This is a genomic window from Ochrobactrum sp. AN78, assembly GCF_029909885.1.
Taxonomy (GTDB): domain Bacteria; phylum Pseudomonadota; class Alphaproteobacteria; order Rhizobiales; family Rhizobiaceae; genus Brucella; species Brucella quorumnocens.
Window position 1 is genome coordinate 638,725 of record NZ_JASAMU010000001.1, and the last position, 14,376, is coordinate 653,100.

The following is a 14,376-nucleotide window of genomic DNA, read 5'->3' on the forward strand; positions in this document are numbered from 1 at the left end:
AGGAGTGGTAATTTGCAGGAGGCTCTGGCCTTTTTTATCGGCAGTGAAAGTCTGCTTGTCGGAACCATAATTCCATTTCTTTTTGTGCTGACGGTTGTCGTTTTCGTGCACGAAATGGGGCATTACCTCGTAGGACGCTGGTGCGGTATTGGCGCAAGCGCTTTTTCTATTGGTTTCGGACCTGAACTAATCGGCTTCACCGATAAGCACGGGACGCGCTGGAAGCTTTCAGCAATTCCTCTTGGCGGCTATGTGAAGTTTCTGGGCGATGAAAGTGCTACGAGTTCGCCTGTGGGTGTGGATAACTCCAATCTCAGCGCAGAAGAACAGAGTAGGGCATTCCATACGCAGCCGGTCTGGAAGCGCGCTGCAACGGTTTTTGCTGGCCCTGCATTCAACATCATTCTTACGGTTGTCATCTTCAGCGTGTTCTTTGCGTTGTATGGACGGCAGATTGCTGACCCGCTTGTTGCTGGCGTTCAGCCGGACAGTCCGGCTGCCGCAGCCGGTTTTGAGCCGGGTGATCGCTTTGTTAGTGTGAATGGGGAGAAGATTACAACTTTCTCCGATGTGCAGCGGATCGTTTCCGGGCGCTCGGGCGATGTGCTGGACTTCACTGTCGAGCGCGATGGCAAGATGGTCGATCTTAAGGCCACACCTGCACTCGTTGAACGTACAGACCCTCTGGGCAATAAGGTCAAGATGGGGGCGATTGGCGTGGAAACCACGCAGGCGGTCGGAAATTTCCGCCGTATTGAATATGGTCCGCTCGAATCAGTGGGGCAGGCGATTGTCGAAACCGGACATATCATCAGTCGCACTGGAGAGTTTTTTCAGCGCTTTGCCGTTGGTCGTGAAGATAAATGTCAGCTCGGCGGACCCGTGAAGATTGCCAATATGGCGGGCAAGGCTGCAAGTCAGGGATTTGATTGGCTTATCCAGCTGACTGCGATGCTGTCCATTGGCATCGGGCTTTTGAACCTGTTTCCCTTGCCGCCGCTGGATGGTGGGCATCTGGTTTTCTACGCCGTGGAAGCAATCAAGGGCAGCCCTGTGTCTGTTTGGGCGCAGGAAATTTTTTATCGTGTTGGATTCCTCGTTGTGATGGGATTCATGGGGTTCGTACTTTTCAACGACCTGTTTGCCTGCTAGATCACTGTCCGGCTGGTTGACGGGGAACTGGGTCGCGCTGTCAATATGGCGAGACTCTCTACCACAAGAAGCGCTACTCACAGTGAAAGCTGTGTAGAGGCGTTAATCAGAAATGAACGTTGGGAGTGAGGACTGGAAAAGCGTAGTGATTTGTTTACCATAACCGTTAAATCGCGTGGCACGGATGTCACGCTGGTTGCTTAAGTAAACAGATTTTAACCGCGACGCTTGCTTGTATAGAAAAACCGGCTATTACGGTTGTATCTATACGTGCATTTCTGGGAAATTCGCCCCGGGGACAGAAAGAAACGAAGGTTCGGAAAGCCTATGACGGCAAGTTCTAAATTCTTTGGCGCCGCTTCAGCGCTCGCCATGTCGGTGGCTCTTGTAGCTTCGGGTACTGCTGCGCTCTCTCTGGCATCGGTAAATGCTGCTGAGGCCGCGGTCGTCAATCGTATTGAAGTGCGCGGCAATACGCGCGTCGATGCGCAGACAATCCGTGACAATATCGACATTCGCCCGGGCAAGGCTTTCAACAGCAATGATATTGATGCTGCTGTTAAGCGCCTTTTCGCAATGGGTTTGTTCTCTGATGTTCGCATCAACCAGTCTGGTGGATCGCTGATCGTTCAGGTGAGCGAACGTTCTGTTGTGAACAACGTCCTTTTCCAGGGGAACAAAAAGGTCAAGGATCCTGATCTGGCTCGCGCCGTTCAGCTCAAGGCCCGTTCGCCGTATGACGCAGCAACCATGGAAGCTGACAAGGAAGCCATCAAGGGTGCTTACGCGCATATCGGCCGCAGCGATGCGGTTGTAAATGCTCGTACCGTTGATCTCGGTCAGGGTCGCGTCAACGTGGTTTATGAAATCACGGAAGGTTCGCGCACCAAGATCGCTAACATCAATTTCGTTGGTAATAGTGCATACGGCTCGCGTCGTCTGCGTGACGTGATCTCCACCAAGCGCTCGAACCCGCTTTCGTGGCTGACCCGTAACGACGTTTATGATGAAGGTCGTCTGCAGGCTGATGAAGAAACGCTGCGTCGTTTCTACTACAACCGTGGTTATGCGGATTTCCGCGTACTTTCATCGAATGCTACGCTTGATCCATCGACCAACGAATACACGATTACGGTTACCGTTGACGAAGGTCAGCGCTATACCTTCGGTAATGTCGGCGTTGAAAGCACCGTTGAAGGTGTTGATACGCAGGCTCTTGGTGGTCTGGTCAAGACGCGCGAAGGCAAGCCTTACAGCGCTAAAGAAATCGAAGACTCCGTTACGGCTATCACGGAAAATGTTGCCGGTAGCGGTTACGCATTTGCCAAGGTCGAGCCGCGCGGTGATCGTGATTTTGACAATCACACAATCTCGCTCGTCTATAGTGTTGATCAGGGTCCGCGCGCTTATGTTGAGCGCATCGAAATCCGCGGCAACGACAAGACCCGCGATTACGTCATTCGTCGTGAGTTCGACATGAACGAAGGCGATGCCTTCAATCAGGTCATGGTCCAGCGTGCGAAGCGTCGTCTCGAAGCACTCGACTTCTTCCAGACTGTCAATATCTCCACTGCTCCAGGCGCAGAACCTGATCAGGTGATTCTGGTTGTTGACGTTGTCGAAAAGTCGACCGGTGAATTCTCAATCGGTGGTGGTTACACGACCGGTGGCGAATCGCCTGGCGCACAGGTTGAAGCTGCTATTACCGAGCGCAACTTCCTCGGTCGTGGCCAGTTTATCCGAATCAGTGCTGGTGCAGGTCAGGACGAAATGCGTAACTACGCGCTGTCGTTCACCGAGCCATACTTCCTCGGCTATCGCATGTCGGCTGGTTTCGACGTATTCCGTCGCTCGTACCGCGTAGATAGCGGCGGTCGTTATGATGTTCAGCAGACGGGCGGCACGATCCGTTTCGGCTTGCCGATCACCGATAACTTCTCTGCTGGTCTGGCCTATAACCTCGTTCAGGAAAAGTACGACCTGTACGTTTCCGGTCCTGATGGTAACCCTGATCCAGATTACTACGCACCTGCTCTTATCGATGCAGCTGAATTCAGCCCATGGCTGCGTTCGTCGGTTAGCTACTCGCTCACTTACAACTCCATCGACGATATGAAGAACCCGCATGAAGGTATTTATGCGAAGTTCACGCAGGAATTTGCGGGTCTTGGTGGTGACGCGAAGTACGTCAAGACGACTTTCAAGGGTAATTACTACACCACGCTTATGCAGGAAGCTGACATCGTTGGTATGCTGGGTGTCGGTGGTGGTTACATCCACGAATTTGGTAATGACGGCGTTCGTATCTTCGATCTGTTCAAGAACAATTCGGATATGATCCGCGGCTTCAAGTTCAACGGTATTGGTCCTTATCAGGATGCGAACAACGGCAACCGCTACTGGATGGGTGGAACGACCTATTTCAACGGTACGGCTGAAGTTCAGTTCCCGATGCCGCTTGTTCCAGAAAGCCTTGGTATCCGTGGTGCTCTCTTTGCAGACGCTGCAACCCTGTATGGAAATGATACCACGGGTGTTAATGGCGACGACAAGAAGCTTCGTGCTTCGGCTGGTGTGAGCTTGATGTGGGCTTCGCCATTCGGTCCGTTGCGCTTTGACTACGCATTCCCTATTGCAAAGGCTGATACCGATAAGGTTCAGAATTTCAACTTTGGTGTTTCGACCAAGTTCTAATAGATTTGCCTTTTCCCGGGGCAGACATGCCCCGGGCAAGAAAGTGCTTTGATGGCAGATCCCATTTTCTTCAAGCCTTCTCGTGAACTCACGATCGGCGATATAGCGGATTTTACCGGTGCTAAACTTCGCAACCCGAAGTTTGCACCGCGTTCTGTTGCGCGTTTAGCTTCATTGAATGATGCGAGTGAAAATGCACTCGTTTTTGTTGATGGCAAAAAGAATGCTGCCGCACTTGCTGGCATGAAGGCCGCAGGTGTTCTTTGTTCCGAAGATGTCGCGGATAGTGTTCCTTCGGGTATGGCAGCGCTTGTTACCAGAAATCCTCAGCGTGATTTTTCGTCCGTCGGACGGATGCTTTTTCCTGTATCGGTGAGGCCGGAAAGCTGGCTGGGTGAAACTGGTATTTCCCCGGCGGCATTTATTCATCCATCTGCAACGATCGAAGATGGTGCGACAATTGAAGCGGGCGCGATGATTGGCAGGAATGTCAGTATTGGTGCCGGGACGCTGATTGCTGCAACAGCTGTCGTTGGCGAAGGCTGCCAGATCGGTCGCGATAGTTATATTGCGCCGGGTGTAGCTGTTCAGTTTGCCCTGATAGGCAATCGCGTGTCTCTGCATCCGGGTGTTCGTATCGGGCAGGACGGCTTTGGCTATGTTCCTGGGCCCAGAGGCCTTGAAAAGGTGCCTCAGCTTGGACGTGTTATCCTGCAGGACGATGTCGAAATCGGTGCAAATACCACGATTGATCGTGGTGCTTTAAACGATACCGTGATCGGTGAGGGTACTAAGATCGATAATCTGGTGCAGATTGCGCATAATGTGCGATTTGGCCGATTTTGCGTTGTGGCTGCACTTTGCGGTATTTCGGGAAGTGTTGTTATCGGTGACCAAACCATGATCGGCGGCAGTGTAGGCCTTGCCGATCACGTGGTTATCGGTTCGCGTGTACAGATTGCTGCGGGAAGCGGCGTAATGAATGACATACCCGATGGTGAGCGTTGGGGGGGCGTCCCCGCTCGGCCAATTAAACAATGGTTCAGAGATATCGCGAATATCCGGAGCATCGGGAAACCAAGAAAGGAGCAATCCTCTGATGAGTGATGCTAATCAGAAGAAGCTGGAAACCGCAGATATTCATGCAGTTATGCGTGCGCTCCCGCATCGATATCCATTTTTGCTGATTGATCGTATCATCAATATTGATGGCGATGAATCTGCGACAGGCATCAAGAATGTCACGTTTAATGAGCCGCACTTTACCGGCCATTTTCCTGATAAGCCGATTATGCCAGGCGTTCTTATTATCGAAGCCATGGCCCAGACAGCCGGTGCGATCACTGTTCTCAAGAAGGGCACAGACGCGCCTAGCCTTGTTTATTTCATGACGATCGACAAAGCCAAGTTCCGCCGTCCGGTGGTTCCGGGCGACCAGCTTCACCTTCACGTGAAGAAGATAAAACAGCGCGGAAACATCTCTAAATTTGAGTGCGTGGCGGAAGTTGATGGCGTAAAGGTTGCCGAAGCTGAAGTTGCCGCGATGGTTGGCGTAGCCGAAGAAAAGGCGTGAGTACCTCAATGAAGGAAACTTTTATCCACCCTACCGCTCTCGTCGAGCAGGGTGTGGAGCTGGGACAAGGCGTATCTGTCGGTCCATTTTGCCATGTTCAGTCTGGCGCTGTCGTTGGTGATGGCTCGGAACTGATGAGTCATGTTGTCGTCACTGAGGCGGTAACGCTTGGTGCTGGCGCAAAGGTTTATCCGCATGCCGTTCTCGGTTGTGATCCACAGAATGGAAAGCATAAAGGCGGTCCGACCAAGCTTATCGTTGGCACGAACTGTCTTATCCGCGAAGGTGTCACCATGCATCGCGGTTCGGACAGCAGTCGCGGATATACAAGCGTTGGCGACAATTGTCAGTTTCTTGCTTATGCACATGTCGCTCACGACTGCGATGTCGGCGATCACGTCACATTCGCCAACAACGTGATGATCGGCGGGCATGTGGAAATCGGCCATCATGCCATTCTTGGCGGCGGTTCTGCTGTTCACCAGTTCACGCGCGTTGGTCATCATGCGTTTGTTGGCGGTATGGCTGCACTCGCCCATGATCTCATTCCCTACGGCAGTGCTATCGGCAACCACGCCTATCTGGGTGGTTTGAACATTATCGGCATGAAGCGTTCGGGCATGCAGCGCAAAGATATTCACAATCTGCGCCATGCAGTGCATATGCTGTTTGATCGTTCTAAGCCTGTTCGTGAACGCGCGCAGGACGTTCTGAAGGCATTTCCTGACTCGGACGGTGTGGCTGATCTTATCTCCTTCATTATGGTGGATAATAAACGCGCCTATTGCACTCCACCGCTCGGTTCATCCGTTGGCGGAGCGATGGATGACGGTGACGACGCTTGATAGCGGGCAGAGCGTGAACAAGCGCCCCCGCACTGCTATTATAGCTGGCAATGGCCTATTGCCGATTAAGGTGGCCGAGGCTTTAAAGGCGGATGGAAATCCGCCTTTTGTGCTTCCGCTGCGTGGTGAAGCTGATGCTTCGCTCTACGAATATGATCATCAGGAAATCTCGGCTGTCGATTTTGGCATGTTGATGCGTGCCATGCGTTCCGCTGGCGTTTCGCAGGTGGTTCTTGCTGGTGGCCTTCGCAATCGGCCGCACCTGAGCGATTTGAAGCTTAACTTGCCCACAATCCGAGCGATGCGGTATGTTCTCGTTGCTCTCAGTCAGGGCGACGATGCGTTGTTGCGGGCTTTTATGCGCCTGCTGGAGCGATACGGCTTCAAAATGGTAGGAGCGCACGAAGTCGTGCCAGACCTGTTATCGCCAGAGCCTGCACGCTGTCTCACACGATTGACACCGGATTCGCGCGAGCGCCGTAATATTACGCTTGCGATGGAAGCAGCTCTTCGGTTGGGGGAACTTGATGTCGGGCAGGGTGCAATCGCAGCCGGCGGACGGGTTGTCGCTCTTGAAGGTGCTGAAGGCACTGACCTGATGATTGAGCGCGTTTTTGCCCTACGTCAGGAAGGCAGAATTCCCAAGCGTGGCGGCGTACTTGTAAAAATGGCCAAGCCAAGACAGGATGAACGCGCCGATTTGCCAGCCATTGGCGTGTCGACAGTGGAAAACGCTGCACGCGCAGGGCTTTCCGGCATCGCGATTGAAGCGGGACGCACCTTCATTCTTGGGCTGGGAGAAACCTTGGCTGCGGCAAACGAAAAAGGCCTGTTTATCGAAACGATCAGTCGAAGCACAAAGGACACGACAGGGTGAGCAAAACCAGCCGGCCATTGAAAATCGCAATCGTGGCCGGAGAGGAATCCGGCGATCTACTTGGTGCCGACCTGATTGATGCGCTTCGCAGCCAGACTGACAGGCTGGTCGACATCGTTGGCGTTGGCGGCGAGCATTTGACCCAGCGCGGATTGAAAAGCTTTTTCGATCCGCATGAAATTGCTCTGATGGGCCTTGGTGCGATCCTCAAGAATCTTCCCGGTCTTATTCTGCGTATCCGACAGACGGCGAAGCGTATCGTTGCCGAGAAGCCTGATTGCGTTCTGCTGATTGATAGCCCTGAGTTTACGCATCGGGTTGCAAAGAAAATAAGGGCGACGGATTCTTCGATCCCAATTGTGAAATATATCGCACCGAGTGTTTGGGCCTGGCGTCCACAACGCGCGAAAGAGATGCGGGCCTATGTTGATCATGTTCTGACGGTGTTGCCGTTCGAGGTTGATGTGATGAAACGGCTCAACGGGCCGCAATCAACTTATGTCGGGCATCGTCTCAGCAGTTATGCACCCATCTTGCGGGTGCAGGCAGCGCAAAAGGCTGCCGAGCAGAAACGCTGGCCTGATGACACTCGTTGCCTGCTGCTGCTTCCTGGCTCGCGTCGCGGGGAACTCCAGATGCTTATGGAGCCGTTCGGCAAAGCGGTTGCCGAATTGGCGACACGTGTGGAAAAGCTGGAAGTCATCCTGCCGACGTTGCCTCGTATTGAGGAAACAGTGCGTGAGATGTCCAAGGACTGGGCAGTTAAGCCGTTGATCGTGACGGGAGACGAGGCAAAATGGCAGGCTTTTGCTCGCGCAGACGCGGCATTGGCTGCATCGGGCACAGTCTCATTGGAATTGGCGCTGTCGCATATTCCAACCGTTCTTTCTTATAAAGCGGATTGGTTTGCGCGTCAGTTTCTGATCTCCAAAATTACGATCTGGAGTGCAGCACTGCCTAACATTATCGCAGATGCGCCTGTTGTACCGGAATTTTTCAATGAATCCGTGAGGCCCGGCAACCTGGCGCGCTACATCGAGCAATTGATGCAGAAAGGTGCTTTTCGGCAAGCTCAGCTTGATGGCTTCGATAAGGTGACGTCGATCATGGCTACCAAGCGGCCATCAGGTGAGATCGGTGCGCGCGTTCTACTTGATCTTGCTGAAAACGGCAGAAAGCGCTGACCTTTAAAATCGTTACAAACAAAAACCCCGGCAATTTGCCGGGGTTTTTTTATTGTGTATGGATTACTTACGCTTTGCGACTGGTACGTAATCGCGTTCTGCAGCGCCGGTGTAGAGCTGACGCGGACGACCGATCTTCTGTTGTGGATCTTCGATCATTTCTTTCCACTGTGCGACCCAGCCAACTGTACGGGCGAGCGCGAACAGAACCGTGAACATTTCGGTCGGGAAGCCGAGCGCCTTCAGTGTAATGCCGGAATAGAAGTCGATGTTTGGATAGAGCTTCTTTTCGATGAAGTATTCATCGGTCAGAGCGATCTTTTCCAGTTCCAGAGCGACGTCGAGAAGCGGATCGTCCTTGATGCCGAGTTCACCGAGAACCTCATGACAGGTCTTCTGCATGATCTTGGCGCGTGGATCGTAGTTCTTGTAAACGCGGTGACCAAAGCCCATCAGACGGAATGGATCGTTCTTGTCCTTGGCACGGGCGATGAATTCTGGAATGCGGTCAACCGAGCCGATTTCAGCAAGCATGTTAAGCGCGGCTTCGTTTGCGCCACCATGAGCAGGGCCCCAGAGGCAGGCAACGCCAGCTGCGATACACGCGAACGGGTTTGCGCCTGATGAACCGGCCAGACGGACAGTCGACGTCGAAGCGTTCTGCTCGTGATCTGCATGCAGGATGAAGATACGATCCATAGCGCGGGCTAGAACCGGATTGACCTTATATTCTTCGCAAGGAACGCCGAAGCACATGTGTAGGAAGTTCGACGCGAAATCGAGGTCGTTCTTCGGATACATGAAGGGCTGGCCGATGTGATACTTATAGGCCATCGCAGCCAGCGTTGGCACCTTGGCGATCAAGCGGATCGAAGCGACCATGCGCTGATGTGGATCGGTGATATCGGTCGAGTCGTGGTAGAAAGCAGACATTGCACCAACGCAGCCTACGATCACGGCCATCGGATGCGCATCACGACGGAAGCCTGTGAAGAACTTCGTCATCTGCTCATGGATCATCGTGTGACGGGTCACGCGATAATCGAAATCAGCTTTCTGAGTTGCCGTTGGCAGTTCGCCGTAAAGCAGCAGGTAGCATGTTTCGAGGAAGTCGCCGTGTTCAGCAAGCTGATCAATCGGATAGCCACGATAGAGCAATACGCCTTCATCGCCATCGATGTAGGTGATCTTGGATTCGCACGAAGCAGTCGACGTGAAACCTGGATCGTAAGTGAAGGCATTCGCATTCTTGTAAAGTGGACCGATGTCAACGACGTCCGGCCCGACAGTGCCTTGTCGTACAGGCAGGTCGAACGTTTTGCCGTCGAGGGTAAAGCTAGCTGTCTTATCTGACATCGTGTTTCCTTTCGTGTCCACTTTGCCGTCTTTGCGACGGCTGAATTTTAATCGTCGTTATAACTTGTCTTTCGCAAATTCCGAATGTTTCCCGCTTGCGCGGGAAACTTGCTAGTGGTCTTTTTTATTCCGATGCTTGTAACCGAAGGGCGCAAATGTCGGAATCAGACCACTAGTTTTGAACGTATTATCCAAACGATTTCGACCGCCAAACTATCCCAATGATTTTGCGATGCAATGCGTAATTTGGACTAATTAAGCCCGTTTTGTCACGTCAGCGTGAATGCTAACAGTTCAAACGATTTGATCTTTTATGCGTGCAAGTGACTCTTCACGACCGAGCACAAACAGTACATCGAATACACCCGGAGATGTAGCGCGACCCGTAAGGGCAGCGCGCAGTGGTTGTGCCACCTTTCCAAGCTTCAAGCCTGTGGCTTCAGCATGGGCGCGAACCGCCGCATCAAGTGCTTCCACAGTCCATTCTTTGACTGATTCCAGATGCGGAAGGGCAGCCGCCAGCACTGCTCGGCCTTCGTCATTAAGCAGGGATGCGGCCTTTTCATCAAATTCAAGTGGGCGCTTGGCGAAGATGAACTTAGCACCGTCTGCGAGTTCGACGAGTGTCTTTGCACGATCTTTTAGACCGGGCATTGCTGTGAGAAGCTGTTCACGGCCTTTGTCGTCCAGAGAGGCTTCAAGTTCTTTGCCGCCTTCGATCTCAGGCAAGACAGCGATCAGAGCATCAAACAGTGCCTTGTCGTCGCTGTTGCGCATATAGAGGCCATTGATTGCTTCCAGCTTCTGGAAGTCAAAGCGCGCAGCACCTTTGTTTATATCCTTCACGTCAAACCACTCGATCATCTGTTCGGTCGACATGATTTCATCGTCGCCATGGCTCCAGCCAAGGCGAACCAGATAGTTGCGCAGAGCTTCCGGCAGATAACCCATGGCGCGATATGCATCGACGCCAAGTGCGCCGTGACGCTTGGAGAGCTTCGCGCCATCCGCACCATGAATGAGCGGAATATGCGACATCTGAGGAACTTCCCAGCCCATCGCATCATAAATCACCGTCTGACGCGCAGCATTGGTCAGATGATCATCGCCGCGGATAATGTGGGTGACGCCCATATCATTATCATCGACGACAACGGCGTGCATATAGGTTGGCGTACCGTCGGAACGAAGGATGATGAAATCATCTAAGTCCTTGTTTGGGAAACGAACATCACCCTGAACCGCATCGCGAACAAGGGTTTCACCTTCCTGCGGTGCCTTGATTCGGATGACCGGCTTTACACCTTCTGGTGCTTCGGATGGATCGCGATCACGCCAGCGACCATCATAACGCGGTGGGCGGCCTTCGGCACGTGCCTTCTCGCGCATGTCTTCCAGTTCGGCTGGTGTCGCATAGCAATAATAAGCTTTGCCTTTAGCGACCAGTTCTTCGGCTACTTCGCGATGGCGTGGGGCGCGTTCAAACTGTGAGATGGCATCGCCATCCCAATCAAGACCTAGCCATGTGAGGCCATCGAGGATCGCTGACGTTGCAGCATCCGTGGAGCGCTCACGATCTGTATCTTCGATGCGTAGCAGCATCTTACCGCCGCTATGCTTGGCATAAAGCCAGTTGAACAGGGCGGTCCGGGCTCCGCCAATATGTAGGAAACCCGTGGGCGAAGGGGCAAAACGGGTTACGACCGGTTTCGACATGACAGCTCCACTATAACAGGCCTCGTTGGGCTGCAGCGGATGCGCAGTGCGAGGCGGAATTTTGAATATGTAGCGCCCGATTGCACTCAGTCTACGGGCGTCAAGGATTCTCGATGCGGGAACCCTCTCGATTTTGGCTGGCGTTCATGTACCATAGGCAGCACAGCGCGCAAGGGCTTGAAGTTTCTTTCGCGCTAATCCGGTATTCTTCTTGAGAAATCGGGGAACACTTTTGCAGTCAGGCGGGGGCATGACGAGCATAAGCGAAACGCAGGAGATTAATGAACGGGTGTTTGTCAAAGACATGCCCGACGGTCTTGCGCGTTCCTTATTGCCCGAACCATGGCTACCTTATAAACCAACTGAACAAACACCGCCAGTTCAGCCGTCAAGACAACAAACACCGTCTGAACGGCTAACGGCGCTGGCATCCATTGTCCGGCAGAATTTTTCTGCAGCCATGACGCGGGAAATCGGCAGAGGGATGTTTTTCCTACTGTTTCCGGTTTTCATGGGCGTTGGAGCGGTTATCTATTTTTCAGTTTCGTTCGAACCTGCATGGCTGCCACTTGTTTCGGTTCTCACAGCGTCTGTTCTTATTCGTCTTCTTTCTCGCAAACACTTCCTCGTATCACAGCTTCTGACGCTCGTGATGGCACTCCAGCTGGGAATAATTGCGGGAAAGATCGAAACAGAGAGACGCGGAACCCAGATGCTCGGTTCCGAAGTGGCGACCCGCGTGACGGGGAGGGTAGTTGCTCTCGAATATAGGGACAATGGCAGCTGGCGTGTCACGCTTGACTTGATTGAAACGCAAAGGCCCAAGTTGCGTTATTCGCCGCAACGCATCCGGATTACTGCGCGCGATATTCCGGCTTCAACGACAATCGGAAGCGGCTTGAACGGTTTTGCACGCCTGCGCGTGGCGTCCGGTCCGGTACGGCCTGGAAATTACGATTTTGGCTTTCACGCTTATTTCGGTGGGATCGGCGCAAACGGCTTTTTTCTGGGGACGCCGAAAATTGTAGATGTACCCGGCCCAAGTAATATGGCCGCAAAAATTTCCGGTTCTATAGCACAGTTACGCGTACATGTTTCAGAGCGGATTGCAGAGGTGTTGTCCGGTGAAGATGGCAGCGTTGCGGCAGCGCTGATCGCCGGCGAGCGGGCAGGGATCAGTGAGGAGACAAATGAGCATCTGCGCAAGGCTGGGCTTGCGCACATCCTATCGATTTCTGGCTTGCATATGGTGTTGGCTGCAGGAGTCGTCATGATGTCGTTGCGGTCCCTGTTTGCCCTGTTTCCGGCCTTCAGCGCGCGATACTCCGTCAAGAAATATGCTGCTTTTCTTTCGCTGCTGAGTTGTACGTTCTATCTCGCCATGTCCGGAGCCGATGTGGCGGCACAGCGCAGCTACGTGATGATTGCTGTGATGCTTTGCGCGCTTCTGGCTGACAGAGCGGCTATCAGTATGCGCAATCTGGCGATTTCAGCGATAGCGATGATCGCGATCTCGCCGCACGAAATATTGGGTCCAAGTTTTCAGATGTCATTTTCAGCAACGGCGGGACTGATTGCGGCGTTCGCTTGGTGGAGTGAAAGGAAGGCCCGCAAACAGTCAGGTATGGAAAACCGCACGGCATCGCCGCGCGGGATTCTGTCAAGAATACTAGCGCCGACAATCGCCACAGCTGCGACATCAATTGTAGCGGGTGTGGCCAGCGGGATATTTGCCGCTTACCATTTCAACAATACCGCCCCTTTGGGGCTTGTTGGCAATGTACTAGCCTTGCCGGTTATTTCGATACTGGTGATGCCATTTGCAGTCTTGAGTCTATTGTTGATGCCCCTGCAACTCGATTGGCTGCCATTACAGGTCATGGGGTTTGGCGTTCTACTTGTGCGACATATTGCAGAATTCGTCGCCAGCCTATCGCCCGATGGCAATCCCGGTGTCATGCCAGTCATCACGCTCATTCTCTGGACAGTTGCGCTTTTGATTGCTGTTGTTTTCACAACTCGGCTGCGGTTACTGGCGCTTCCATTCGTTGTGTTGGGACTGATCGCATTCATTCGGACGCCGATGCCTGATGTTCTTGTCAGTGAAGATGCGAAGTTTGTGGCGGTGCGACTGTCGGATGGGAATTTTGCTGTTAATCGCAGCAGGCCACCGCAATTCACAGCACAGAACTGGCAGACAGCCTATCTGGTTGAAACGTTTGTTTCTCCGCACATAATGAAAAAACAGCCCGTTCCCGTTGATGAGAACGCTTTCCTTTGTGAGGACGGCCTCTGTACCATTCCCCTTCGGGACGGTCGAATGCTAGCCTATACCACCCAGGAAGACATGCGCGAGGTCGCCTGTAATGTGGGGGATATTGTTATTCTTGCTATTGCCGGAAAAAAACTAAGCTGTGAGCGGTCCAACGCGCTCGTGATCGGCAGGCAAGAATTAGCCCTCAAAGGAACTCTTGAAATAAGATTTGGACAAAAATTAAACGCAGACAAAGTGGCTCAGGCAAAGTTTTTGGGGCAAGAACCAGTCAGTGAGGGTGAGGCTTATCGTTTCGCGCCTGCTGTACCTCGGAATATCAGCGACTATGCGGACAAACTGAGTTTTTCAGTCGATGCACCTACAAGACCTTGGCATCTCTATCGACTTTATTCACGAGCGGCGCGCGGCTTGCCTGATCGTGAGTATCGGAAGAAAGCTGGAACAGAAAATGCAATCGGCTCTGATCTTCCGCAATAACTCCGGAGCGTTTCTTTGATTTAACAAAAACGCTCTAAGTTTTTATCCTAGCGCATTTCCTGTTTAAGATGAATCGTTAGAAATGCGTCTAACTGTTTGTTTTTACGCATATCTTTATACCAAAACCGGTTCCAACTTTTGGGAGATATGCTCTAGTGCGCATCTTGTCCGAAAAATGCTTTACACATTTCAGGATGGGTAGATTCAATAGTTGAGAGCGTTCTTCG

Annotated in this window: 10 protein-coding genes; 8 read left to right on the forward strand and 2 right to left on the reverse strand. The window is 52.7% G+C overall.

Annotated elements, in window-relative coordinates; translation table 11 throughout:
- The first annotated feature begins 12 nt into the window (after positions 1-12).
- The 7 genes from rseP (at position 13) to lpxB (ending at position 8,325) form a co-directional block, all read left to right on the forward strand.
- The gene (gene rseP, locus QBD00_RS03105) at positions 13-1,152 is read left to right on the forward strand and encodes an RIP metalloprotease RseP (protein ID WP_095446758.1); all 1,140 of its coding nucleotides are present in this window, start codon (positions 13-15) and stop codon (positions 1,150-1,152) included.
- A gap of 327 nt (positions 1,153-1,479) precedes the next feature.
- On the forward strand, positions 1,480-3,846 hold the full coding sequence (gene bamA, locus QBD00_RS03110) for an outer membrane protein assembly factor BamA (protein ID WP_095446757.1): 2,367 nt from the start codon (positions 1,480-1,482) through the stop codon (positions 3,844-3,846).
- 51 nt (positions 3,847-3,897) lie between these two features.
- Entirely contained in the window at positions 3,898-4,953 is a 1,056-nt protein-coding gene (lpxD, locus tag QBD00_RS03115) for a UDP-3-O-(3-hydroxymyristoyl)glucosamine N-acyltransferase (protein WP_318578615.1), read from the forward strand.
- Entirely contained in the window at positions 4,946-5,419 is a 474-nt protein-coding gene (gene fabZ / locus QBD00_RS03120) for a 3-hydroxyacyl-ACP dehydratase FabZ (protein WP_095446755.1), read from the forward strand. The genes lpxD and fabZ overlap by 8 nt, the downstream gene beginning before the upstream one ends.
- Positions 5,420-5,427: 8 nt before the next feature.
- Positions 5,428-6,264: an acyl-ACP--UDP-N-acetylglucosamine O-acyltransferase gene (gene lpxA / locus QBD00_RS03125; RefSeq protein ID WP_318578616.1), complete on the forward strand. Its 837-nt coding sequence runs from the start codon at positions 5,428-5,430 to the stop codon at positions 6,262-6,264.
- Positions 6,245-7,141, forward strand: coding sequence for an LpxI family protein (locus QBD00_RS03130; RefSeq protein ID WP_095446753.1), 897 nt, complete (start codon positions 6,245-6,247; stop codon positions 7,139-7,141). The genes lpxA and QBD00_RS03130 overlap by 20 nt, the downstream gene beginning before the upstream one ends.
- Positions 7,138-8,325, forward strand: a complete 1,188-nt coding sequence (gene lpxB, locus QBD00_RS03135; RefSeq protein WP_318578617.1) for a lipid-A-disaccharide synthase — start codon at positions 7,138-7,140, stop codon at positions 8,323-8,325. Before QBD00_RS03130 ends, lpxB begins: the two co-directional genes overlap by 4 nt.
- A 63-nt stretch (positions 8,326-8,388) precedes the next feature.
- On the opposite strand, the gene gltA is transcribed toward lpxB, so the two are convergent.
- Both gltA and gltX read right to left on the reverse strand, forming a co-directional pair.
- Positions 8,389-9,681: a citrate synthase gene (gltA, locus tag QBD00_RS03140; RefSeq protein ID WP_095446751.1), complete on the reverse strand. Its 1,293-nt coding sequence runs from the start codon at positions 9,679-9,681 to the stop codon at positions 8,389-8,391.
- 294 nt (positions 9,682-9,975) lie between these two features.
- Complete coding sequence (gene gltX / locus QBD00_RS03145; protein ID WP_318578618.1) at positions 9,976-11,397, reverse strand: glutamate--tRNA ligase; 1,422 nt, start codon at positions 11,395-11,397, stop codon at positions 9,976-9,978.
- Between the two features lie 250 nt (positions 11,398-11,647).
- On the opposite strand from gltX, the gene QBD00_RS03150 reads away from it, so the two are divergent.
- Positions 11,648-14,149: a ComEC/Rec2 family competence protein gene (locus QBD00_RS03150; protein WP_318578619.1), complete on the forward strand. Its 2,502-nt coding sequence runs from the start codon at positions 11,648-11,650 to the stop codon at positions 14,147-14,149.
- The last annotated feature ends 227 nt before the right edge of the window (positions 14,150-14,376 follow it).